Source organism: Streptomyces sp. NPDC017202, from assembly GCF_044331705.1.
In the GTDB taxonomy this organism is placed as follows: Bacteria; Actinomycetota; Actinomycetes; order Streptomycetales; family Streptomycetaceae; genus Streptomyces.
Genome location: NZ_JBIRNP010000015.1, coordinates 140068 through 162817 on the forward strand (window position 1 = coordinate 140068; position 22750 = coordinate 162817).

Annotated in this window: 19 protein-coding genes; 11 read left to right on the forward strand and 8 right to left on the reverse strand. The window is 68.7% G+C overall.

The genetic code is table 11. The features are described from left to right. Positions 1–62 precede the first annotated feature (62 nt). Both ACH4N1_RS25705 and ACH4N1_RS25710 read left to right on the forward strand, forming a co-directional pair. Complete coding sequence (locus ACH4N1_RS25705; protein ID WP_382782798.1) at positions 63–401, forward strand: WXG100 family type VII secretion target; 339 nt, start codon at positions 63–65, stop codon at positions 399–401. Positions 402–480: 79 nt separating this feature from the next. Next, on the forward strand, positions 481–783 hold the full coding sequence (locus ACH4N1_RS25710; protein WP_382782796.1) for a WXG100 family type VII secretion target: 303 nt from the start codon (positions 481–483) through the stop codon (positions 781–783). Between the two features lie 126 nt (positions 784–909). On the opposite strand, the gene ACH4N1_RS25715 is transcribed toward ACH4N1_RS25710, so the two are convergent. The 5 genes from ACH4N1_RS25715 to eccCa form a co-directional block, all read right to left on the reverse strand. Continuing rightward, on the reverse strand, positions 910–1314 hold the full coding sequence (locus ACH4N1_RS25715; RefSeq protein ID WP_398100461.1) for a hypothetical protein: 405 nt from the start codon (positions 1312–1314) through the stop codon (positions 910–912). Between the two features lie 377 nt (positions 1315–1691). Beyond that, positions 1692–2321, reverse strand: a complete 630-nt coding sequence (locus ACH4N1_RS25720) for a hypothetical protein (RefSeq protein ID WP_398100463.1) — start codon at positions 2319–2321, stop codon at positions 1692–1694. A 21-nt stretch (positions 2322–2342) separates the two neighbouring features. Beyond that, positions 2343–4520 carry a hypothetical protein gene (locus tag ACH4N1_RS25725; RefSeq protein ID WP_398100465.1) on the reverse strand — a complete coding sequence of 726 codons (2178 nt, stop codon included), beginning with the start codon at positions 4518–4520 and terminating at the stop codon, positions 2343–2345. A gap of 5 nt (positions 4521–4525) precedes the next feature. Continuing rightward, positions 4526–4972: a hypothetical protein gene (locus ACH4N1_RS25730; RefSeq protein ID WP_398100467.1), complete on the reverse strand. Its 447-nt coding sequence runs from the start codon at positions 4970–4972 to the stop codon at positions 4526–4528. 198 nt (positions 4973–5170) lie between these two features. Continuing rightward, positions 5171–9142, reverse strand: a complete 3972-nt coding sequence (gene eccCa / locus ACH4N1_RS25735) for a type VII secretion protein EccCa (RefSeq protein WP_398100469.1) — start codon at positions 9140–9142, stop codon at positions 5171–5173. A 351-nt stretch (positions 9143–9493) separates the two neighbouring features. On the opposite strand from eccCa, the gene eccD reads away from it, so the two are divergent. Beyond that, a complete protein-coding gene (gene eccD / locus ACH4N1_RS25740; protein ID WP_398100471.1) occupies positions 9494–10999 on the forward strand; it encodes a type VII secretion integral membrane protein EccD in 1506 nt (501 codons plus the stop codon). Between the two features lie 435 nt (positions 11000–11434). Here the strand turns inward: eccD and ACH4N1_RS25745 are convergent, their stop codons facing one another. Then, positions 11435–11728, reverse strand: a complete 294-nt coding sequence (locus ACH4N1_RS25745) for a DUF397 domain-containing protein (RefSeq protein WP_398100473.1) — start codon at positions 11726–11728, stop codon at positions 11435–11437. A gap of 321 nt (positions 11729–12049) precedes the next feature. Between ACH4N1_RS25745 and rpsO the strand changes: the two genes are divergently transcribed. The 5 genes from rpsO to ACH4N1_RS25770 all read left to right on the forward strand — a co-directional run bounded on the left by rpsO (position 12050) and on the right by ACH4N1_RS25770 (position 17583). Continuing rightward, on the forward strand, positions 12050–12337 hold the full coding sequence (gene rpsO, locus ACH4N1_RS25750) for a 30S ribosomal protein S15 (RefSeq protein ID WP_055632174.1): 288 nt from the start codon (positions 12050–12052) through the stop codon (positions 12335–12337). Between the two features lie 303 nt (positions 12338–12640). Beyond that, positions 12641–14860: a polyribonucleotide nucleotidyltransferase gene (locus tag ACH4N1_RS25755; protein WP_398100476.1), complete on the forward strand. Its 2220-nt coding sequence runs from the start codon at positions 12641–12643 to the stop codon at positions 14858–14860. Then, positions 14857–16236, forward strand: a complete 1380-nt coding sequence (locus ACH4N1_RS25760; RefSeq protein WP_398100478.1) for a M16 family metallopeptidase — start codon at positions 14857–14859, stop codon at positions 16234–16236. The genes ACH4N1_RS25755 and ACH4N1_RS25760 overlap by 4 nt, the downstream gene beginning before the upstream one ends. Before the next feature lie 122 nt (positions 16237–16358). Further along, positions 16359–17111 carry a 4-hydroxy-tetrahydrodipicolinate reductase gene (gene dapB / locus ACH4N1_RS25765; protein ID WP_398100480.1) on the forward strand — a complete coding sequence of 251 codons (753 nt, stop codon included), beginning with the start codon at positions 16359–16361 and terminating at the stop codon, positions 17109–17111. A 13-nt stretch (positions 17112–17124) separates the two neighbouring features. Further along, positions 17125–17583: a hypothetical protein gene (locus ACH4N1_RS25770; RefSeq protein WP_398100482.1), complete on the forward strand. Its 459-nt coding sequence runs from the start codon at positions 17125–17127 to the stop codon at positions 17581–17583. A gap of 130 nt (positions 17584–17713) precedes the next feature. Here the strand turns inward: ACH4N1_RS25770 and ACH4N1_RS25775 are convergent, their stop codons facing one another. Together ACH4N1_RS25775 and ACH4N1_RS25780 are read right to left on the reverse strand one after the other, a co-directional pair. Then, positions 17714–18268, reverse strand: a complete 555-nt coding sequence (locus tag ACH4N1_RS25775; protein WP_398100484.1) for a hypothetical protein — start codon at positions 18266–18268, stop codon at positions 17714–17716. 89 nt (positions 18269–18357) lie between these two features. Next, entirely contained in the window at positions 18358–18594 is a 237-nt protein-coding gene (locus ACH4N1_RS25780) for a hypothetical protein (protein WP_366061628.1), read from the reverse strand. 245 nt (positions 18595–18839) lie between these two features. On the opposite strand from ACH4N1_RS25780, the gene thyX reads away from it, so the two are divergent. The 3 genes from thyX to ACH4N1_RS25795 all read left to right on the forward strand — a co-directional run bounded on the left by thyX (position 18840) and on the right by ACH4N1_RS25795 (position 22497). After that, positions 18840–19580 carry an FAD-dependent thymidylate synthase gene (gene thyX, locus ACH4N1_RS25785; RefSeq protein WP_398100486.1) on the forward strand — a complete coding sequence of 247 codons (741 nt, stop codon included), beginning with the start codon at positions 18840–18842 and terminating at the stop codon, positions 19578–19580. Positions 19581–19784: 204 nt separating this feature from the next. Continuing rightward, positions 19785–20684 (forward strand): 4-hydroxy-tetrahydrodipicolinate synthase, encoded by a 900-nt coding sequence (dapA, locus tag ACH4N1_RS25790; protein WP_398100488.1) that lies wholly within the window; start codon positions 19785–19787, stop codon positions 20682–20684. 127 nt (positions 20685–20811) lie between these two features. After that, positions 20812–22497, forward strand: a complete 1686-nt coding sequence (locus ACH4N1_RS25795) for a ribonuclease J (protein ID WP_398100490.1) — start codon at positions 20812–20814, stop codon at positions 22495–22497. Positions 22498–22750: the final 253 nt, after the last annotated feature.

Genomic DNA, 22750 nt, shown 5'->3' on the forward strand with positions numbered 1-22750 from the left:
CCGTTCTGGTGCGGAAATGCACGCAGAAACGAACCACAGCTCATACGAAAAGGGGTGCCGAAATGGTCGACCGCAAGCTTAATGACGGCGACGTACAGAAGCTCCAGACGGAAGTCATCGACCGGTACGACAACATCCGGGCCTCGCTGGCGAAGCTGCAGGGCACGATCGACATGATCGAGAAGGCGTGGACAGGTCAGGGCGCCAACGCGTTCAACGTCAAGCAGACGGAGATCAACGGCCACATGGTCGCGATCGGCAAGATGCTCGACGACTTCCTCGAGGGCATCCACATGAACAAGACCGACAAGCGCAACCTCGAAGACCAGATCGAGGCCGACCTCAAGCAGATCTCGGTCGAGGACCTGGGCGGGAAGACGTCGGCGCTGAACAGCTACTGACGGGTCGGTGGCGGTACTGAGCCACACCGTTGTCCGGGCTGTGCGGTCCGGCTGAAAATCTTCAAAGAAACGAGGAAACATGTCCGGAGCCCACTACGACGACCTTGCCGTCACGTACGGCACCATGGACGCGCTCGCCACCGAGCTCGGCGACCAGGCCAAGAAGCTCGAGGAGGACCTCGAAGCCCTGAGGCAGGCCGTGCTCAACGTGTCCGCGGGCTGGGGCGGCGAGGCGTTCCAGACCTTCCAGGGCAAGAGCGAGGAATGGAACAAGCACGCGCGGGGCATCCACGCGGCGCTGGTCCAGATCTCGCAGAAGGTCCACACCGCCGGCGGCGACTACCGCGGCGGCGACCTGAAGGGCGCGAGCTACTTCCAGTAGGAGAGCGCGCAGACACGACACCAGGGTGGGCACGCACGGGAGGTGCCCACCCTGGTGCTGTGTCGCGTTACTTCAGGTTGACGTACGCTCCCGCCGCACATTGTGGCGAGAGACGGAGTGAAGCGATCAGCCGCACTCACCGGAGTCTTCGAGCGCCTTCGTGTAGGCCGTGATCAGTTTCTTCATCGCGCCGGAGTCGGATCGGTCGGGGGTAAACACCTGGATCACGGCGTAAAGGTCCTGACCGGAGTGCTCCGAGGACTTGCACGACGTCGCGGTCTTCCCCACGGCACCCGTACCTGAGTAGAGATAGCGGTTGTCGTCGGTTACTTGGCCGTCGTCCATCTTGTCGTACGCGGTGGCGACAGTGGACGCGCTCTCCCCGTTGCTCCACCACGTCCGGGTCTGCCGAACTGAGACATCGCCATCGACGACGAGGTCACAGCGTTTCGTTCCCCCGTTGGGAGACGAAGGCTTCACGGAGATGGAATCACCTCCCGGGAGGAAAGCGTCGAGCAGTTCGGGGTCCATTGAAATGTCGCAGAGGGCGCTGGGTGTCGCGTACTTCTTTTCCTCTTCTCCAGCTCCGCCTGAGCAAGCAGAAAATGCCAGTGCTACGACGACATAAGCCGAATATCGGATGATTCGTGCGAGATGGTCAGGTCGCTTCCCGGGCAAAAGGATGCTTTCTAGCACAGGACTGGATGTCGGTGTCGATGAGTTATGCCATGTGCGCGGTGTTCGTGCTGGCTTCCCTCAAGCCCCTGAGTTCTGGAATGATTTATCGAAGATCATGCTGTTGATAGTTCCGGAGGTCCTGCCGCCCACTACAGTACCTACTGCACTTGGGATGAACGTGACTCCGGCGTATACGTTCCGACAGGATTCAGGTTCATGTGAGTCGGTTGTCAGCTTTTTTCGAAACGAGGAAGTTTTTCCGGGAATTCTTGGACTCCTTGGCAGTCTCCCAAGGAGTAAGCGCGCCGGGTGATCTGATAGGCGAAGTCGGTCAGTGCTTGATGCAGATCGATACCAGTGATTCTGCTCTCTCCGATGACACGCACTTCGGTCACCAGGGCGTATTCTTGAGAAGCGTCATCCGGCCTGCTTCCATTGGGGACACACGGCACGTATACGCTGGCGAAATCTTCTTTCGAGAGAGCGTAAATTCCATCCGAGGAAGACTGCTCAGTTTCCCCTTTCGACTCCCCGCCGTAGGATTTGTAGTATTTTTCCCACGTCTTCTGGGAAGAGTCCTGGATCTTCGCTTCTCCCGACAAGATCGAATCGTTGGCGGTGTAGACGCGGCAGCTGAACATGAAGCTGTCCCCGGATCCGTTGGTGTCCGCACCTTCTTCGGCTGATCTGGTGTCCGGAAGGACCCGTCTCACCGTGTCTCTCTCAACCCCTTCATCGCACACTCTGCTCGAAAGGTTATCGAGCCCTTTGGTGAAGAATTCTTGATAAGAGAACCAAGCTCCGATCGCCAGGGTAAATGTTGCCGTTCCGAGAATTGCGATTTTTTTATTCTTGCCCATGGGGATCCTTTCTGACTTTCCTCAGTTCGGGATCTGCTTGTTGGACCTCAAGATGGTTTCACTTGATTCCCAGCCTTCATTTACGGAATTTCCGATCATGGTATTGGTTCCGTCTGTCGGGAGGTTCACGTGGTGCCGCTTCAGTGAATCCTGCACCGACCATTGTGTCTGCTGGCTGACCGATTCCTGAGTCCTGCTGAGATCCTGTCCATTTCGGTAAATGGCCTCGTCCAGTGCGCCGTCCAATTCCCTGCCCTCGAGCAAGCGGCCGACGGCCATTCCTGCAGCGCCGGTGATGAACCCTCCAGCTCCGGCGTAAGCGGCTCCCGCCGGTCCCGCTGGCGCCAGTACGGCAGTGCCGTACCCGATACCGGCCGATAGTGCGGTATTGAAGAAGTTGCCTTGAGACTCCAAGCTGTCATTGAACTCTTTTTCTGTCTCGACCGACGATTCAATATCTGCATTCGCGACGGAGCGGGCGACGATGCCTTCGATTATTCCTGCATTTCTCCCGACGCCTTGAAGGACTTGGTTGCGGTCTCCATCGAACAAGGAAGGATCTGCCAGATGCGCATCAAGGAGGCTGCCGGTGTAGATGCTCTCTCCGTAAATGATTCCTGCCCTTCCTGACAGGTCTGATGAGACTGCTGACAGGAATCTCGTTACATCTGTCTGCTTGAGTCCTGTAGGGGCATCGCTCGGTGAAAGGAAAATGGCTTCGGAGTTTGGCCCTCCGAACGCCCGGCTGATTTCCGGCATGTAGGAGGCTGCCATGTGCCCAAAACTTTCACCCATTCCGCGCCCCACGAGGTCTGCGCCGCCATCGGACTGTGCCACAGCGTGCATGACGTTTGCCATGATCTGGACCTGGGCTTCGCTGTGTGGTGGCGCTGCCTCCATTGAGTCCCCCAGCCCAACTCCGGTCACTGCGGCTTCCAACGCACGCCCCAGTGAATGTCCTCGGTCCGTGTACGCGGTCGTGGCCAACAATCGATCGAGATCGGACCCGGACTCGAAGGCGTGCGCCGCTGCCTCCGGGTTGTGGGAGAGCCCCTCGAAGAGTCCTTCCAGCGGATCTCGGCCGTTGCCATCTCCGAAGACGAGGTCGAGAGCGTCATATCCCTTCACCCACAGTGCATCGGTGTTGTTTTCCCCCCCTACTTTGTCCGCCTCGAAAAGCGTCTTCCGGTAGTCGTCCAAGAACTCGGTGTCGTACTGCCCTTCCCGCATCAGGCTGCTGATCACCTGGGAACCGAGGGCGCCGACGGGGCTGAAAGAGTTCGCGGCGCGGAAGTTGGTGTTCCGTTCCGCGACGAGGTCCTTCTTCCAGTCCTGCATGGCTTCCGAGTCGGAGAACGACGCCGTGGCCAGGGTCAGGCTCAGATTGCTCTGCAGGCTCTTCATGGTGTCGAGTTCCGAGCCCCTGGCACCGGCGTGCGCGGAGGTCATCTCGGTCCAGAACTGGAGCGTTCCCTTGGGCCCGAGGCGGGTGGCGAACTGTTCCGCGAACAGGGAGTCGCCGCTGTAGAGCTCCAGGGTGCGGTTGAAGGCGGCGATGTCGTCGAGACTCATGTCGGCCGGGTTCTTGGCCGTCTTCGCCAGTTTCTCCGCGGCCGCGACGGCCTTGGCCGCGGAGTCCCGGTCGGCGTAGGAAGCGTCGGCGAAGCCGTACTTGGCCTGGTCGACGAGCAGGCGCAGGACTTTCGCGGCGCTGTTGTCGCTCTGCGTCGCCTTGGTGAGGATGCCCTGGATCTCGTCGCGGAGGTCGTTCGCCGCCTTCTGGTCCGTCGCGCCGGTCTTTCCGCTGGGGTCGGAGGCCCAGTCCGGCCGGGTGTTGCCGGTGACCGTGAACGTGCCTTCGCCCGTGTCGACCACCGTCAGGTTCTGTTGCGCGGCCCGCGTGATCGCGTCGTTCAGCTGCGTGCGGTAGCCGATGAGTTCGCCGCGGGTGTCGCTGAGGATCTTGGTGATGGAGTCGGCCTGGGTGTGCGCGTCGGCGAACTCCGCTGCCGTCTTGGTGATGAACTCGCGGCTGACGGTGGCGTTGACGCCGGCCCACTTGGCCTTGTCGGCCTTGGCCTTGAGGTTGTTCTCGGCGTCCTTCTGCAGGTCCGCGAGCTTCTTCGTCATCTGTTCCCAGTCGGTGACCGCTTCACCGAGTTTGGAGAAATCCCCGTAGCGCAGGGCGTCGAGGTCCATCGGTGTCAGTGGCCCTTCCGGTCGTCGAAGCCCTCGTCCAGCAGGGAAATGCTGCTCACCGTGCCGGAGATGTACGAGTCGTCGGCGGCATGCTGGTTCTTCGTGAACCGCAGATGGTTGGAGATGTGGGCGCAGGCGTCCAGCAGAGTCTTCGTCTGCTCGCTCCAGCGCTCCGTCACATGATCCAGCGCGGCCCCCAGAGCGAAGCCCTCACCTTTGAGGCCGCCCGCGGCCGCCGCGGAAGCCACGCGCGCGTGCCCGCTGTAGGTCGTGAAGTCCTCGAACAGGTCATGGGCCGCCTTGCCGACCGCCTCGAGATCCTGATGACCCGCTACGAGGTCTCCCTGAGTGCCGTCCCCGCCCTGGTCGGCGGGGTACTGGTTGAGCTGCATCCGTGTGGAGTGCCGCTCCACCGCCGCGCTCTTGAGCTGCTCCCACTCGTCCCACGCCATGTACGAACCCTTCCCCGTGCCCCGTGAAGCCTGTGCGTCGGACGGGTCGGGACCACCGAACCGCCGCCAGGCTGATTCTTCGAACTCATCTTCAAGTCAAATGAGTTCGTGAATTTCACCGTACTTTCCACATCTCCCGCCGTACGGCTCGACTGCTGCCGTGGTGGTGGAGCAATTCTCAAGTACGTCCCCCGCGCCTCAGTACTCTCCCTCAGCCATCAACCCCACCTGAACCAACGGCTTCCCCCGCCGCCGGGACACGAAGATCCCCCGTCCCGCGGGCATCGGACGCGGCCGTACCCCGCCGAGGAGGTCGCCCTCTCCGGGGTCGCCGGCCAGCACCACGCCCTGGGCGCCGAGTTCCTTGATGCGCTGCATGAACGCCTCGTACGAGGCACGGCCGGCGCCGGCCGTCGAGCGGGCCACGATGAAGCGGACGCCGACGTCCCGGGCGAAGGGGAGCAGTTCCGTCAGCCCCGCCAGCGGGTTGCCGCTGGACGTGGCGACGAGGTCGTAGTCGTCGATGACGACGAACACGGTCGGGCCGCGCCACCAGCTGCGGTCCCGGAGCTGCTGTGCCGTCACGTCCGCCGTCGGGGAGCGGCGCTTCATCAGGTCGGCCAGCGCGGACATGTGGTGGTCCATGGCATTGGACATGGGGATGTACTCGGCCAGGTGCGAGGACGGCGTCGCGTCCAGCAGAGAGCGCCGGTTGTCGACCACGAAGAACTTGCACGCGTCGCCCGCGTACCGCTGCGAGAGCTGCTTGATCAGCAGGCGCAGCAGGTTCGACTTGCCCGACTCGCTCTCGCCGAAGACGAGGAAGAAGGGGTCCTGCTCGAAGTCGAGGTACACCGGTTCGAGGTTGTCCTCGTCGAGGGCGAAGGCGACCCCGCGCCGCGGGAACCGGTCGCCCGCGGGCAGCTGCCCGGCCGGGAACTCGCGCGGCAGCAGTCGTACGTCGGGGGCGCCGGGCGCCTCCCAGTGGCGGGAGACCTCGGCGGACAGCGCCTGGGTCGCGTCGGCGAGGTCGGTGTCGGAGGCGAGGCCGTCGATGCGCGGCACCGCCGCCATGAAGTGCAGCTTCTGCGGGGACAGACCCCGGCCGGGAACGCCCGTCGGGACGTTCGCGGCGGCCTTGCGGTCCAGTTCGGAGTCCATCGTGTCGCCGAGCCGCAGCTCCAGGCGGTTCATCAGGTGGTCCTTGAGGGCGGCCCTGACCTCCATCGAGCGGGAGGCGGTCAGGACCAGGTGGATGCCGTAGCCGAGACCGCGCGCGGCGATCTCGTGGATCACCGGGTCGAGTGCCTCGTAGTCGGAGCGGAAGTTGCCCCAGCCGTCGATGACGAGGAAGACGTCGCCCCACGGCTGGTCGGTGACCGAGATCTCGCCCCTGGCCCGCCGGTTGCGGAAGTCGGCGATCGAGGGGATGCCCGCGGAGCGGAAGTACTCCTCACGGCGGGTCAGCACGCCGTACACCTCGGCCACCGTGCGCCGCACCCGCTCCGGGTCCAGCCGCGAGGCCACCCCGCCGACGTGCGGCAGTCCGGCCAGCGAGGCCATGCCACCGCCGCCGAAGTCGAGGCCGTAGAACTGGACCTCGTGCGGTGTGTGGGTGAGCGCGAAGGAACAGATCAGCGAGCGCAGCAGCGTCGACTTGCCGGACTGCGGGCCGCCGAGGATCTGCATGTGTCCGGCGGCGCCGGAGAAGTCCACCCAGAGGGCGTCACGGCGCTGCTCGAACGGCTTGTCCACCAGGCCGACGGGGACGACGAGGCGGCCCGCGCCCTCGTAGCCGGGCTGGGTGAGCCCACGGCCCGGCACGGCCGTGAGGCCCGGCAGCAGCGCGTCGAGCGAGGGCGGGCTGTCCAGCGGCGGCAGCCACACCTGGTGGGCCGCCGGGCCCTGCGCCTCCAGCCGGCGCACGATGACGTCCAGGACGGTGTCGGCGAGGGCCTCGTCCACCTCGGGACCGTCCCCGGAGGGGCGCTGCTGGGGCACGGGCGCGTACCGCACCGGTACCTCGGCCGCGGTGAACAGCACCGGCTGCCGGTCCACCGGCAGCTGACCGCCGCCCAGCGCCGCCCGCTGCGGGCCGGAACGGTAGACGCCGGAGACGTACGCCGCCTTGAACCGCAGCATCTCGTCCGTGCCGAACTTCAGGAAGCCGGAACCCGGCACGTTGGGCAGCGAGTACGCGTCGGGCACGCCCAGCGCCGCCCTCGACTCGGCCGCCGAGAAGGTGCGCAGGCCGATGCGGTACGACAGATACGTCTCCAGACCGCGCAGCCGGCCCTCCTCCAGGCGCTGCGAGGCCAGCAGCAGGTGCACGCCGAGCGAACGGCCGATGCGGCCGATCTGCACGAACATCTCGATGAAGTCCGGCTTGGCGGTGAGCAGTTCGCTGAACTCGTCGATCACCAGGACGAGGGAGGGGATCGGCTGGAGCGGGGCGCCGGCCGCGCGCGCCTTCTCGTAGTCGTGGATGTTGGCGTAGTTGCCCGCGTCGCGCAGCATCTCCTGGCGGCGGTTCAGCTCGCCGCGGATGGAGTCGCCCATGCGGTCGACCAGCGTCAGGTCGTCCGCCAGGTTGGTGATCACGGCCGCGACGTGCGGCATCTGCGCCATGCCCGCGAAGGTCGCGCCGCCCTTGAAGTCGGCGAGGACGAAGTTCAGGGTCTCCGAGGAGTGGGTGACGGCGAGGCCCAGCACCAGGGTGCGCAGCAGTTCGGACTTGCCGGAGCCGGTGGCGCCGACGCACAGGCCGTGCGGGCCCATGCCCTCCTGCGCCGCCTCCTTGAGGTCCAGCATCACCGGACGCCCGTCCTCGCCGACGCCGATCGGCACCCGCAGCCGCTCGGCCAGCGAACGCGGCCGCCAGGTGCGCTTGGGGTCCACGGACGCCGCGTCACCGAGGTTCAGCAGGTCGGTGAACTCCAGGTTGGCCAGCAGCGGTTCGTCGTCGTCGCCGCCGGAGGCCATCCGCAGCGGCGCCAACTGCCGGGCGAGCACCTCGGCGGACTCGTACGACAGGGCGTCGGGCGTTCCCTCGTAGACGGTCCCGTGCGCCGACTCCAGGTGCAGCACCCCGGGTTCCACCACGATGGACAACTCGCCGCCGGGCCCGGTCGGTTCACCGGGCACGACCTCGAGAACGGTCACGCCCTGGAGCCCCTCGGGGTTGGCCAGGAACGAGTCGGGCGGCAGCGAGACGCCGTCGAGGACGACGACGATGTGCGGCTCCTCCGGCAGCGGGGCCGCGTCCGGGTGGAACCGCGGCCGGCCGCTGAGCCGGGAGGCGATCAGGTTCTCCAGTTCGCGCGTGTCACCGCCGATCAGCCTGCGGCTGCCCGCGCCGTCCACCGTGCCCGGCGCCTGCACGTGCGGCAGCCACTTGGCCCACTCCCAGTGCGCGAGTTCGTCCCGGCCCGCCGCGACCACGAGGACGAGGTCCTCGGGCGAGTGCAACGCGGCCAGCGAACCGGCCATGGCGCGGGCGGAGGACCGCACCGACTGCGGATCGCCGCTGACCGTGACGTGGTAGAAGGCGCGCAGCGACACCGCCATCGGCAGGGCGTCCAGGGTGCCGTGGACGGCGAGGAAGCGCTGGAACGCGCCCGCGGTCAGCGGCTCCAGCTGCTCCACGGGGCCGGTCTCGGGACTGACGAGCGGGGTGGCCAGCGACTGGGCGCCGAGACCGACGCGGACCTGGGCGAAGTCCTCGTCGCCGGGCCGTCGTTCCCACACCCGGCTGCCCTCGGCGACCAGGGCCCACAGCTGCTCGGGGGAGGGGTGCAGGTAGTACTGGGCGTCGCGCTGCGCCTTCGCGGTGGCGATCGTCGTCAGCCGGGTCTGCGCCAGGTAGCTCAGGTAGTCGCGGCGCAGGTCCGCCAACTGCCCCTGCGTGCCGCGGCGGAAGCGGACCACCATCGCGATCGACATCGCCACCGTCGAGGCGATCATCACCATGCCCATGATGCGCATGAACGGCTGGCCGCTCGTGAAGAAGAAGACGACCGAACCGCCCATGCCCAGCGTGGGCAGCAGCTGCATCAGCACGCTCTCCTGGTGCCCCCGCGGCAGCTCGGGCGGGGGCTGCACGGCGATCTCGCCCGTGGGCACCTCGGACGGCAGTGCCCGGGGAGGGCGCTTCACGACGATGTGGCTCACTGCTCACCAATTCCCTTGCCGGCCCCGGGTAAGTACCGTCCGCCACCCCGTGTCAGGCGGACGCAGGCCGCCGCGTGATCCTACTGACTTCTCGTGCGACGAGGGGGCGGTAGGGTGCCGGATGTTCGCGTGAGCACATGCGAGTCGGTCCGGGTGAGCCGGGACATTCCGTGAGAACGGGAACGGTTCGGCGCTCTCCGGCCGCCCGACGGCGTCCGCTTCGCCGCCCGGTCGGACCCACCGGTCCCACGCGGCACGGCACGGTCCGGAAATCTTCACACCGCCGACGCGGAACCGCCACCGACGCGGAACCGTCACCCAGGCGGAACCATCACTGAGGGGGAGCAGCAGGTGAGCATCACGGCCTCCGCGGCAGCCACTGGAGGAGGGCAGGGATCGGGCGCCGCCTCCGGGACGGGCCTCGGCTTCTGCCGGGTCACGATCGTCGCGCCCGACAGCCGGATCGACGTGGCGCTGCCCGACGACATCCCGGTCGTCGACCTCTACCCGGAGATCCTCCGGCTCTCCCGGCAGAGCCCCGCCGAGGGCGCCCCCGTCGGCTACCACCTCGTACGCCGGGACGGCACCGTCCTCGACGGCTCCCGCTCGTTCGCCGCGCAGCACATCCTCGACGGCGAACTCCTCACGCTGCGCCCCTTCTCGGAGTCGCTGCCGCCCGCCGTCTTCGACGACGTCTCCGAGGCGGTCGCCGCGGCCGTGACCCGCGAGCACGCCCTGTGGGGCGGCGACCTGACCCGGGCCGCGGGTCTGGTCGGCGGAGGCGTCCTGCCGGTCCTGCTCGCCTTCGTGGCCTGGACGGGCGACCCGCGCCACGACATGCACTCCCTGCCCGGCATCCTCGCCGCGGTCGTCGGCGTCCTGCTGGTCGCCCTCGCCTGCGTCCGCGCCCGCGTCTACGACGACCGGCCCTCGGCCGTCGCCCTCGGACTCGGCGCGCTGCCCAACGTCGGCGTGGCCGGCTCGGGTCTCCTCCCGCTCGCCGACGGCCAGGGCATCGGCAAGCTCCAGTTCCTCCTGGCCTGCGCGGCGGTCCTGCTGGCCGCGGTGCTCCTCACCCTGTGCTCACCGGGCGGGGACGGCCCGTTCGTCGCCTTCGTCGTGGCGTCCGGCGCCGGCCTCGCGGCGGTGTTCGCGGCGATCCTCGCGCACTGGACGCCGTCCGAGACCGCCGCCCTGTGCGCGCCCGTCGCCGTCGGCGCCCTCGCCTTCCTGCCCGGCCTCTCCATGCGCTTCGCCCGGCTGCCGATCGGCTTCGACACCCCCGACACCACCCGGCGCAGCGCGTACGGCGCCGATCCCGCCCCCCAGGAGCCGGTCGACGTCGAGCGGATCACCGCCCAGGCCCGCCGCGGTCACGAACTGCTCGTCGGACTCGTCGGCGGCTGCGCCCTGATCGCGGTCGGCGCCTGCTCGGTCCTCGGCTTCTCCGACGGCCTCTGGGCCCAGCTGCTCGCCCTGGCCGTGGGCATCGCCCTGCTGATGCGCGCCCACCTCTTCCGCTACACCGCGCAGGTCGCCCCCGTCCTCGCCGCCGGCCTCGCCTCCCTCGTGCTGCTCGGCCTCGGACTGGCGCTCAACCCGCCCGTGTCGGTGTTCCGCGACGCCCTCATGGGCGACCGCGCCGACCTGGACGTGCGGACCATCTGGCTGGTCGCCGCGATCGCGGCGGCGTCCGCGCTCGTCACCACGGTCGGCCTGATCGGCTCGCGCGGCGGTCTCACGCCGTTCTGGGGACGGTTCACGGAGATCGCCGAAGGCTTCGTCCTGCTGACCCTGGTGCCCCTGGCGCTGGCCGTCTTCGACGTCTACGCGGCCGCCCGGGCGATGACGAGCTGACCGGCCGGCAGCCGACCGGTCGCCGCCCCCGGCGGGGCGGCGGAGGACGTCACAGCCGTCAGCCCGTGACAGCGATCAGCCCGTGACAGCGATCGGACCGTCACGGGCAAGGCCCGGCGAGGGCGGCCGGCTGCTCGCCGCACGTGCGGGCGACGACCACGTCACCCCCGACGCACGGGTCGCCCCGGCCCCGGAGACCGGCGACGGGACGCCGTACCGCCGCCTCGACCTGCCGGTCGAGGCCGAGCCGATGACGATGACGATGACGATGACGACGACCGACCACGACGACGTCGTCGTCCGGAACAGCCGCCCCGTCTTCGGCGTAAGGAAGGAAGGCCGAGGGCCCCGCCGCCGGCCGGCCGAAGCGGACCTGCCCGGTCCGCGGCCTGCGGAGCGCGGCGGCGGGAAGGTGACGGCGCGGCCGCGCGCCGCCTACCGTTCCGCCGGCCCGCCGTTGTGCGGCGCCGGCTCCAGGTCGAACTCGCCGTCCCGCGCGCCCAGGACGAAGGCCCGCCACTCCGCCTCCGTGTAGCGCAGCACGGTGCCGGGGTCGAGCGACGACCGCATGGCCACCGCGCCGGCGGGGAGGTGGGCGATCTCCACCCGCTCCTCGTGCTCCTCCGTGCCGGGCGCGCTGTGCCACTCGACGCCGGAGATGTCGAGGGCGTACAGCTCGTCCCTCTCCCGCTCCTTGCGCGCCTTGGTCTCCTCTGCCGTCTCCGCCATGTCGCAGCGACCCCTTCCCGACTTCCCGACGTACGGACGAACAACGCTTCCCTGAAAGAACGATCCGGGCGCCACCCTAGTGGCCGTCCCCGGGCCTTCTCAGGGGTTCGCGGACCGCGGCGAAGGCGCCCGCCACCTCCTGGTACCCTGATGGACGGCCGTTTGTGTACGCACCCCCGGATCGCCCTCAGCAGACCTCGACGGTCCCTGATGGTCCTGGAGGCCGCGCCCATCGGATCCCCGCCTCCCGAGTAACGGAAGCTCCCCCGAGACACAGACCGGGGGCACTCGGTGGCCCACCACGGACTACGAGGAGTACGCGTGTCGCTCGACGCCGCTACGAAGAAGCAGATCATCGCCGAGTTCGGCCAGAAGGAGGGCGACACCGGCTCCCCCGAGGTCCAGGTCGCCATGCTCTCCCGTCGGATCTCCGACCTGACCGAGCACCTCAAGACCCACAAGCACGACCACCACTCCCGCCGTGGTCTGCTCATCCTGGTCGGTCAGCGCCGCCGGCTGCTGCAGTACCTGGCCAAGAAGGACATCCAGCGCTTCCGCGCCCTGGTCGACCGCCTCGGCATCCGCCGCGGTGCGGCCGGCGCCAAGTAAGACGCCGTGAAGGGAGCGGTTCCCGTCGTCATCGGGGACCGCTCCCTTTGCCGTACGTACGCAAACGTGCGGAGTGTCACCCACGCTTTGTAGTGTGGTAGCAGAACGCAAGAGGCACGAGACAGACGAACAGACGAGGAGAGGCGCACGTAGCCGCCGCCGGTCCTCGGTAGTGGCCCCCGGGGGGAAGAGAGCCCCGGGTGCTTCGATCGAAGACCGGCCCGCACCGTACGGAGCGCCTCTCCGCCACCGTCCCCCTGCCACACGGGCAGCCCAGGGGACGAAGACGAGGAGAAAACGCTAGTGGAGAACGAGACCCACTACGCCGAAGCCGTCATCGACAACGGCACTTTCGGCACCCGCACCATCCGATTCGAGACGGGCCGCCTGGCCCGCCAGGCCGCCGGCTCGGCCGTGGCCTACCTGGACGACGACACCATGGTGCTGTCGGCCACCACCGCTTCCAAGAACCCCAAGGACCAGCTCGACTTCTTCCCCCTCACGGTGGACGTCGAGGAGCGGATGTACGCCGCCGGCAAGATCCCCGGCAGCTTCTTCCGCCGTGAGGGCCGCCCCTCCGAGGACGCCGTCCTCACCTGCCGCCTGATCGACCGCCCGCTGCGCCCGTCCTTCAAGAAGGGCCTGCGCAACGAGATCCAGGTCGTCGCCACGATCATGGCCCTCAACCCCGACCACCTGTACGACGTCGTGGCGATCAACGCCGCGTCCGCGTCCACGCAGCTGGCCGGCCTGCCCTTCTCCGGCCCGATCGGCGGCGTCCGCGTCGCGCTGATCCGCGGCCAGTGGGTCGCCTTCCCGACGCACACCGAGCTGGAGGAGGCCGTCTTCGACATGGTCGTCGCCGGTCGCGTCCTGGAGGACGGCGACGTCGCGATCATGATGGTCGAGGCCGAGGCCACCGAGAAGACCATCAAGCTCGTCGAGGACGGCGCCGAGGCGCCGACCGAGGAGGTCGTCGCCGCCGGTCTGGACGCCGCGAAGCCCTTCATCAAGGTGCTCTGCAGGGCCCAGGCCGACCTCGCCGCCAAGGCCGCCAAGCCGACCGGCGAGTTCCCGATCTTCCTCGACCACCAGGACGACGTCCTGGAGGCGCTGTCCGCCGCCGTCCGCCCGGAGCTCTCCGCCGCGCTGACCATCGCGGGCAAGCAGGAGCGCGAGGCCGAGCTGGACCGCGTCAAGGCGCTCGCCGCCGAGAAGCTCCTGCCGGAGTTCGAGGGGCGCGAGAAGGAGATCTCCGCCGCGTACCGCTCGCTCACCAAGCAGCTGGTCCGCGAGCGCGTGATCAAGGAGAAGAAGCGCATCGACGGCCGCGGCGTCACGGACATCCGTACGCTCGCCGCCGAGGTCGAGGCCATCCCGCGCGTGCACGGCTCCGCGCTGTTCGAGCGTGGCGAGACCCAGATCCTGGGCGTCACCACCCTCAACATGCTCCGCATGGAGCAGCAGCTGGACACCCTCTCCCCGGTGACCCGCAAGCGCTACATGCACAACTACAACTTCCCGCCGTACTCCGTCGGCGAGACCGGCCGCGTCGGCTCCCCGAAGCGCCGCGAGATCGGCCACGGCGCCCTCGCCGAGCGCGCCATCGTGCCGGTGCTGCCGACGCGCGAGGAGTTCCCCTACGCGATCCGCCAGGTGTCCGAGGCCCTCGGCTCCAACGGCTCGACGTCCATGGGCTCCGTCTGCGCCTCCACCATGTCGCTGCTGAACGCCGGTGTGCCGCTGAAGGCCCCCGTCGCCGGCATCGCCATGGGCCTGATCTCCCAGGAGATCAACGGCGAGACGCACTACGTCGCCCTCACCGACATCCTCGGTGCGGAGGACGCCTTCGGCGACATGGACTTCAAGGTCGCCGGCACCAAGGAGTTCGTCACCGCCCTCCAGCTCGACACCAAGCTGGACGGCATCCCCGCCTCCGTCCTGGCCGCCGCCCTCAAGCAGGCCCGTGACGCCCGCCTCCACATCCTCGACGTGATGATGGAAGCGATCGACACGCCGGACGAGATGTCCCCCAACGCCCCGCGGATCATCACCGTCAAGATCCCCGTGGACAAGATCGGCGAGGTCATCGGCCCCAAGGGCAAGATGATCAACCAGATCCAGGAGGACACCGGCGCCGACATCACGATCGAGGACGACGGCACCATCTACATCGGCGCCGTCGACGGCCCGTCCGCCGAGGCCGCCCGCGCCACGATCAACAGCATCGCCAACCCGACGATGCCCGAGGTCGGCGAGCGCTACCTGGGCACGGTCGTGAAGACGACCACCTTCGGCGCGTTCGTGTCGCTGATGCCGGGCAAGGACGGTCTGCTGCACATCTCGCAGATCCGCAAGCTCGCCGGCGGCAAGCGCGTGGAGAACGTCGAGGACGTCCTCGGCGTGGGCGCCAAGGTCCAGGTCGAGATTGCCGAGATCGACTCCCGCGGCAAGCTCTCCCTCATCCCCGTGATCGAGGGCGAATCGTCCGACGACGACAAGAAGGACGACGCCGAGCAGTGACGTCCCGTAGCTCCAAGGTGACGGCCCGCCCCTCTTCGGAGGCGCGGGCCGTCGCCCGTACCCAAACCCTCATCAAGGGCGAGAACGGCATCGGCACGGTCCGCAAGACCACCCTCCCGGGCGGTCTGCGCATCGTCACCGAGACCCTCCCCTCGGTCCGCTCCGCGACCTTCGGCATCTGGGCACACGTCGGCTCCCGCGACGAGACCCCGGCGCTGAACGGCGCCACCCACTACCTCGAGCACCTGCTCTTCAAGGGCACCCGGCGCAGGTCCGCGCTGGAGATCTCCTCCGCCCTCGACGCGGTCGGCGGCGAGATGAACGCCTTCACGGCGAAGGAGTACACGTGCTACTACGCGCGCGTGCTCGACGCCGACCTGCCGCTCGCCATCGACGTCGTCAGCGACATGCTGACCGGCTCCCTGATCCGGGAGGAGGACGTCAACGTCGAGCGCGGCGCGATCCTCGAGGAGATCGCGATGACGGAGGACGACCCGGGCGACTGCGTGCACGACCTGTTCGCGCACACGATGTTCGGCGACAACGCCCTCGGCCGCCCCGTCCTCGGCACGGTCGACACCGTCAACGCCCTCACCGCGGACCGCATCCGCCGCTTCTACAAGAAGCACTACGACCCCACCCACCTGGTGGTCGCCGCCGCGGGCAACATCGACCACAACAAGGTCGTACGGCAGGTCCGCGCCGCCTTCGAGAAGGCCGGCGCGCTCGGGGAGACCGACGCCGCCCCCATCGCCCCGCGCGCCGGCCGGCGCACCATCCGCACCGCGGGCCGCGTCGAACTCCTCGGCCGCAAGACCGAACAGGCGCACGTCGTCCTCGGCATGCCCGGCCTGCCCCGCACCGACGAGCGCCGCTGGGCCCTCGGCGTGCTGAACACCGCTCTCGGCGGCGGCATGTCCTCCCGGCTGTTCCAGGAGGTCCGCGAGAAGCGCGGCCTGGCCTACAGCGTCTACTCCTACACCTCCGGCTTCGCCGACTGCGGACTGTTCGGCGTGTACGCCGGCTGCCGACCCAGCCAGGTGCACGACGTGCTGAAGATCTGCCGCGACGAACTCGACACCGTCGCCGAACACGGCCTCTCCGACGAGGAGATCGGCCGCGCCATCGGCCAGCTGCGCGGCTCCACGGTCCTCGGCCTGGAGGACACCGGCGCCCTCATGAACCGCATCGGCAAGAGCGAGCTGTGCTGGGGCGAGCAGATGTCCGTCGACGACATGCTGACCCGGATCGAGGCCGTGACCCCGGACGAGGTCCGCGAGGTGGCCCGCGACATCCTGGGACAGCGCCCGTCGCTGTCGGTCATCGGCCCGCTCAAGGACAAGCAGGCGTCCCGACTGCACGAGGTCGTCGCCTAGGGTCTGTTCGGCGGATCAGGCCGGAGAGAAGCAGCGGCGGCCTGCAGCCGGGCGTGCCGGGCCCCGCGTCTCCGGCACGATCCGCCGGACAAGATCCAACCCCTCCCGTAAGGAAGCAACAGATGAGCAAGCTGCGCGTGGCGGTCCTCGGCGCCAAGGGCCGCATCGGCGCCGAAGCGGTCCGGGCGGTCGAGGCCGCCGAGGACATGGAGCTGGTGGCCGCCCTCGGCCGGGGCGACGACCTGGAGACGCTGGCCGGCACCGGCGCCCAGGTCGCGGTGGAACTGACCACCCCGGCCTCGGTCATGGACAACCTCGACTACTGCGTACGGCACGGCATCCACGCCGTCGTCGGCACCACCGGCTGGACCGAGGAACGCCTCGCGCGGCTGACCGGCTGGCTGGAGCGGTCCCCGGAGACGGGCGTGCTCATCGCGCCTAACTTCTCCATCGGGGCCGTACTGACCATGAAGTTCGCGCAGATCGCGGCACCGTGGTTCGAGTCGGTCGAGGTCGTCGAGCTGCACCACCCGAACAAGGTGGACGCCCCCTCCGGCACCGCCACGCGCACCGCCCAGCTCATCGCCGAGGCCCGCCGCGCCGCCGGCTGCGCCCCCGCCCCGGACGCCACGGCGACGGCCCTGGACGGGGCCCGCGGCGCGGACGTCGACGGCGTCCCCGTCCACGCCGTCCGCCTGCGCGGCCTGCTGGCCCACCAGGAGGTCCTGCTGGGCGGCGAGGGCGAGACCCTGACCATCCGCCACGACTCCCTGCACCACAGCAGCTTCATGCCGGGCATCCTGCTGGGCGCCCGCCGCGTGGTGACGACTCCGGGCCTGACCTTCGGCCTGGAACACTTCCTGGACCTGAACTGAGCCCCTGACCACCATGCGCGCGAAGCTCTCCTACGCCCTCACGGCCGCCGTCCTGGTCTTCTACTTCGTCCTGGCCGGCAGCCGTGGCGTCATGCTCATCCGGTCCGGCACGCTCCTCACCGTCACCTTCGGCGTGGCGGTGCTGATCCTGCCGGTCATCGGCGTCTGGTTCCTGTGGAAGAACACCCAGTTCGTCCGCCGGGCCAACCAGCTCGCCGCCGAACTCGACGCCGAGGGCGGCCTGCCCGTCGACGAGCTGAAGCGCACCCCCAGCGGCCGCGTCGACCGCGACTCGGCCGACGCGGTGTTCGCCCGGCGCAAGGCCGAGACGGAAGCGGCTCCCGACGACTGGCGCACCTGGTTCCGCCTCGCCGTCGCCTACCACGACGCCCGGGACACCCCGCGCGCCCGCAAGGCCATGCAGCGCGCCATCAGCCTGCACGGCACCACACGGCGCCCGGCCTCCCCCTGAGTCCGCGCCACTCCTCCTGAGGCCGCGCGGGCGTCCTGAGTCCCCGCAGTCGTCCTGAGGCCGTGCACGAGAAGGCCCGGTCCGTACATCCGGACCGGGCCGCATCAGGTGTGCCCTCTCGGGAGCGTCCTCAGGGCCGTCGGTACTCGTCGGCCCACGCCTCCACGGAGTCCGCGGCCCGGTCGAACGCCTCCGGCCGCGCCAGAAAGTCGGCCCCGTGAGAGGTGAGCAGCGGCACCGCGCCCTCCGCGGCCCGGTCCCGCCGCACGAGGGTCAGCGCCTGGCCCTGCACGGTGCGCGGCAGCCCCATCCAGCGCACGGGCTGCTGCACGGTCCGCACGGCCACGACGCGGTTCCAGGTCACCGTCCGCGTGACGAGGAAGCCCACCTGGCGCACCCCGCGCGCACTCACCCACACCCCCATCCGCAGCAGCCGCAGCGCGCCGCCGATCACCAGCAGCGACACGCCGAAGACGATCCCGGCCTCGGACACCGAGCCGGTCAACGCGATGATCACCGCCGCGAACAGCACGTACGACGCGAGCAGCAGGCACAGCGCGGCCGCCGCGACCCGCCACGGGCCGGGCCGGTAGGGCCGCCGCCAGTGCTCGCGGTCGTCGAAGGGCAGCGCGGCCTCGTCCGCCGCCTCGAATGCGCGGTCGGCCGTCAGGAAGGGCAGGGGCACGGCTGGTCCTCACTCGTCCATACGTGGGCTGTGCCGGTGAGGCTATCCGCCTGTGTCCCCGCTCACCACCTTCGGGGGTCCGGATGGGGTCAGCGCCCCCGGGAGGCCTGTGACTGCTGGTCGGGGACGGAGTGGTCCGCGGACAGCGCCGGCATCCCGATGACCAGCGAGCCCACCAGGGCGGCCACGATGGTGAGCCCCAGCAGCCAGCGCCCGGCCAGCTGCCCGAAGGAGGACCGCTCCGGCGGTGGGGGAGTGACATTGCTACGGAACCTGTCGGCCTCGGCGAGGAAGGCGAAGGGTACGGGCTCGCGCCGGCGGAACATGGCGGGTACGTCCTCCTGGGAGATCACGAGTGGACTCGGCGACCGACGGACGTCATCGGTGCAGCCGTCATCGGTGCGGCCGCCACCGATGACGGCCGTCACCGGTACAGACGAGCGAGTGCCCGAAAACGTGCCCCATATCAGCAGACGTCCTGGCGAAGCCCGCGGCGCCCGTGAACTCCCGGCTCGACGGCCGTCGTAAAGTTGGCGCCGCTCGGCAGACGCGATGGAAGGACCCCCGAACCGTGACCCCCACCCCCGACGACGAGTTCAAGATCGACTTTCGGAGCGACGTCACCGTCGAACTGGTCAAGCACACCGCGTCCGACGCGGACGTGCTGTTCGCCGCCCGCGTCTCCACCGCCGGCGAGCAGTCCCTGGACGAGCTGAAGAAGGACCCCGAGCGCTCCAAGGGGCTCATCAATTACCTGATGCGGGACCGCCACGGCAGCCCCTTCGAGCACAACTCGATGACCTTCTTCATCAGCGCCCCGATCTTCGTCTTCCGCGAGTTCATGCGGCACCGCGCCGGCTGGTCGTACAACGAGGAGTCCGGCCGCTACCGGGAGCTCCAGCCGGTGTTCTACGTCCCGGACGCCTCCCGCAAGCTCGTGCAGCAGGGCCGCCCCGGCAAGTACGTCTTCGTGGAGGGCAGCGAGGACCAGCAGGAACTGGTCAACCGCACGATGGAGGACTCCTACCGCCAGGCCTACTCCGCCTACCAGGAGATGCTCGCCGCGGGCGTCGCCCGCGAGGTCGCCCGCGCGGTCCTCCCGGTCGGCCTGTTCTCCTCGATGTACGCCACCTGCAACGCCCGCTCCCTGATGCACTTCCTCGGCCTGCGCACCCAGCACGAACTGGCCAAGGTCCCGTCCTTCCCGCAGCGGGAGATCGAGATGGTCGGCGAGAAGATGGAGTCCGAGTGGGCGAAGCTCATGCCCCTCACCTACGCGGCCTTCAACGCCAACGGCAGGGTCGCCCCGTAAGCCGGCCCGTGACGGAGACGTATGTACGGATCATCCGTGCGAAGTGTCCGTATTGCGGCATTTAGAGAAGTTCATCTAGCCTGATCAAACGGACCCGGCACTGCTTGAACCCCCGAGCAGGCAGTGCCGGGCTCCGCATTTGTCACCACTTGTCGTCCGCCCCGAGGGCAGACCCCGCCCCGAGCAACGAGTAGCGTGTTCCCCATGGCTCCGACCTCCACTCCGCAGACCCCCTTCGGGCGGGTCCTCACCGCCATGGTCACGCCCTTCACGGCGGACGGCGCACTCGACCTCGACGGCGCACAGCGGCTCGCCACCCACCTGGTGGACGCAGGCAACGACGGCCTGATCGTCAACGGCACCACCGGTGAGTCGCCCACCACCAGCGACGCGGAGAAATCGGACCTGGTACGAGCCGTCCTGGAGGCCGTCGGAGACCGGGCCCACGTCGTGGCCGGAGTCGGCACCAACGACACCCACCACAGCATCGAGCTGGCGCGCGCGGCGCAGCGGACCGGCGCACACGGCCTGCTCGTCGTGACGCCGTACTACAACAAGCCCCCGCAGGAGGGCCTCCGCCGGCACTTCACGGCCGTCGCCGACGCCACCGAGCTGCCGGTCATGCTCTACGACATTCCCGGCCGCAGCGGCGTCCCGATCAGCACCGAGACGCTGGTCCGCCTGGCCGAGCACCCGAGGATCGTCGCCAACAAGGACGCCAAGGGCGACCTCGGCCGCGCGAGCTGGGCCATCGCCCGCTCGCGCCTGGCCTGGTACTCCGGCGACGACATGCTGAACCTGCCGCTGCTCTCCGTGGGCGCGGTCGGCTTCGTCTCCGTCGTCGGTCACGTCGTCACCCCGGACCTGCGCGCCCTCGTGGACGCGTTCACCTCGGGTGACGTCCAGAAGGCCACGGAGATCCACCAGAAGCTGCTCCCGGTCTACACGGGCATGTTCCGCACCCAGGGCGTCATGACCACGAAGGCCGCGCTCACCCTCCAGGGCCTGCCCGCGGGCCCGCTGCGGCCGCCCATGGTGGAACTCAGCACGGAAGAGACCGCCCAGCTCAAGATCGATCTTGCCGCCGGCGGGGTACAGCTCTGACACCAGACTTCACAACTGAATACGGCAGGCCACCGGTGCCTGCGCACATCGACAACTGCTTCTGCACGAACGTCACGCGCGCCACGTGCCCGACCGGTACGTGGCGCGCGTGTTTGAGGAGAGTCTTTTGAGTCATCCGCACCCCGAACTGGGCCCGCCCCCGCCGCTCCCCGAAGGAGGCCTGCGGGTCACCCCGCTCGGCGGCCTCGGCGAGATCGGCCGCAACATGACGGTCTTCGAGTACGGCGGTCGCCTGCTGATCGTCGACTGCGGAGTGCTCTTCCCCGAGGAGGAGCAGCCGGGAATCGACCTGATCCTGCCGGACTTCACGTCCGTCCGGGACCGTCTCGACGACATCGAGGGCATCGTCCTCACCCATGGCCACGAGGACCACATCGGCGGCGTCCCCTACCTCCTCCGGGAGAAGCCGGACATCCCGCTGATCGGCTCCAAGCTGACCCTCGCCCTGATCGAGGCGAAGCTCCAGGAGCACCGCATCCGCCCGTACACCCTCGAGGTGGCGGAGGGGAACCGCGAGCGCATCGGCCCGTTCGACTGCGAGTTCGTCGCGGTCAACCACTCCATCCCGGACGCTCTCGCGGTCGCCATCCGCACCCCGGCCGGCATGGCGGTCCACACGGGCGACTTCAAGATGGACCAGCTCCCGCTGGACAACCGCCTCACGGACCTCCACGCGTTCGCCCGGCTCAGCGAGGAAGGCATCGACCTCCTCCTCTCCGACTCGACGAACGCGGAGGTCCCGGGATTCGTCCCGCCCGAGCGCGACATCTCCAACGTCCTGCGCACGGTCTTCGCGAACGCCCGTAAGCGGATCATCGTGGCGAGCTTCGCCAGCCACGTCCACCGCATCCAGCAGATCCTGGACGCGGCCCACGAGTACGGCCGCAGGGTCGCCTTCGTCGGTCGCTCGATGGTCCGCAACATGGGCATCGCCCGCGATCTGGGATACCTGAAGGTCCCGCCGGGCCTGGTGGTGGACGTCCGCACCCTGGACGACCTCCCGGACCACGAGGTGGTCCTGGTCTGCACGGGCTCCCAGGGCGAACCGATGGCCGCCCTGTCCCGGATGGCCAACCGTGACCACCAGATCCGCATCGTCGACGGCGACACCGTGATCCTGGCGTCGTCGCTCATCCCCGGCAACGAGAACGCGGTCTACCGCGTGATCAACGGCCTGACCCGCTGGGGCGCCAACGTCGTCCACAAGGGCAACGCCAAGGTGCACGTCTCGGGCCACGCGTCCGCGGGCGAGCTGTTGTACTTCTACAACATCTGCCGGCCGAAGAATCTGATGCCGGTCCACGGCGAATGGCGCCACCTGCGAGCCAACGCCGAACTGGGCGCCCTCACCGGCGTCCCGCACGACCGCATCGTCATCGCCGAGGACGGCATCGTCGTCGACCTCGTCCAGGGCAAGGCCAGGATCTCCGGCAAGGTCCAGGCGGGTTACGTGTACGTCGACGGCCTCTCGGTCGGCGACGTGCGCGAGCCGGCGCTGAAGGACCGGAAGATCCTGGGAGACGAGGGCATCATCTCGGTCTTCCTGGTCGTGGACTCCTCGACCGGCAAGATCACCGCCGGTCCGCACATCCAGGCCCGCGGGTCCGGTATCGACGACTCCGCCTTCGGAGCCGTCGTGCCGAAGATCAACGAGGTCCTGGAACGTTCGGCCCAGGACGGGGTCGTCGAGCCCCACCAGTTGCAGCAACTCATCCGCCGCACCCTGGGCAAGTGGGTCTCCGACACCTACCGGCGCAGGCCGATGATCCTCCCGGTCGTCGTGGAGGTCTGATGGGCTGACGACTGCTCACAGGCGTCAACCTGGGGCGGGGCACCTCGATTTGCATCGGGGCGCCCCGCTCCAGTACGTTTACGGCTCCGCCTGAACGGGAAGCCCCAACGCCTTGCGCGTCGGATCGGCTACCGGGAGGGGCCGGGAAAACCGACTCAGAACTTCTGATAAAGTCGGAACCGCCGGAAAGGAAACCGCGAAACATAAGCGGGGGCCTGGAAAGCACCGAGGAAATCGGGCCGGGAAACGGTCT

Coding starts and splice junctions, on each gene's coding strand:
- ACH4N1_RS25705 (WP_382782798.1), top strand. CDS start 63: ATGGTCGACCGCAAGCTTAATGACGGCGACGTACAGAAGCTCCAGACG.
- ACH4N1_RS25710 (WP_382782796.1), top strand. CDS start 481: ATGTCCGGAGCCCACTACGACGACCTTGCCGTCACGTACGGCACCATG.
- ACH4N1_RS25715 (WP_398100461.1), bottom strand. CDS start 1,314: ATGGACCCCGAACTGCTCGACGCTTTCCTCCCGGGAGGTGATTCCATC.
- ACH4N1_RS25720 (WP_398100463.1), bottom strand. CDS start 2,321: ATGGGCAAGAATAAAAAAATCGCAATTCTCGGAACGGCAACATTTACC.
- ACH4N1_RS25725 (WP_398100465.1), bottom strand. CDS start 4,520: ATGGACCTCGACGCCCTGCGCTACGGGGATTTCTCCAAACTCGGTGAA.
- ACH4N1_RS25730 (WP_398100467.1), bottom strand. CDS start 4,972: ATGGCGTGGGACGAGTGGGAGCAGCTCAAGAGCGCGGCGGTGGAGCGG.
- ACH4N1_RS25745 (WP_398100473.1), bottom strand. CDS start 11,728: ATGGCGGAGACGGCAGAGGAGACCAAGGCGCGCAAGGAGCGGGAGAGG.
- dapB (WP_398100480.1), top strand. CDS start 16,359: ATGAGCAAGCTGCGCGTGGCGGTCCTCGGCGCCAAGGGCCGCATCGGC.
- ACH4N1_RS25770 (WP_398100482.1), top strand. CDS start 17,125: ATGCGCGCGAAGCTCTCCTACGCCCTCACGGCCGCCGTCCTGGTCTTC.
- ACH4N1_RS25780 (WP_366061628.1), bottom strand. CDS start 18,594: ATGTTCCGCCGGCGCGAGCCCGTACCCTTCGCCTTCCTCGCCGAGGCC.
- dapA (WP_398100488.1), top strand. CDS start 19,785: ATGGCTCCGACCTCCACTCCGCAGACCCCCTTCGGGCGGGTCCTCACC.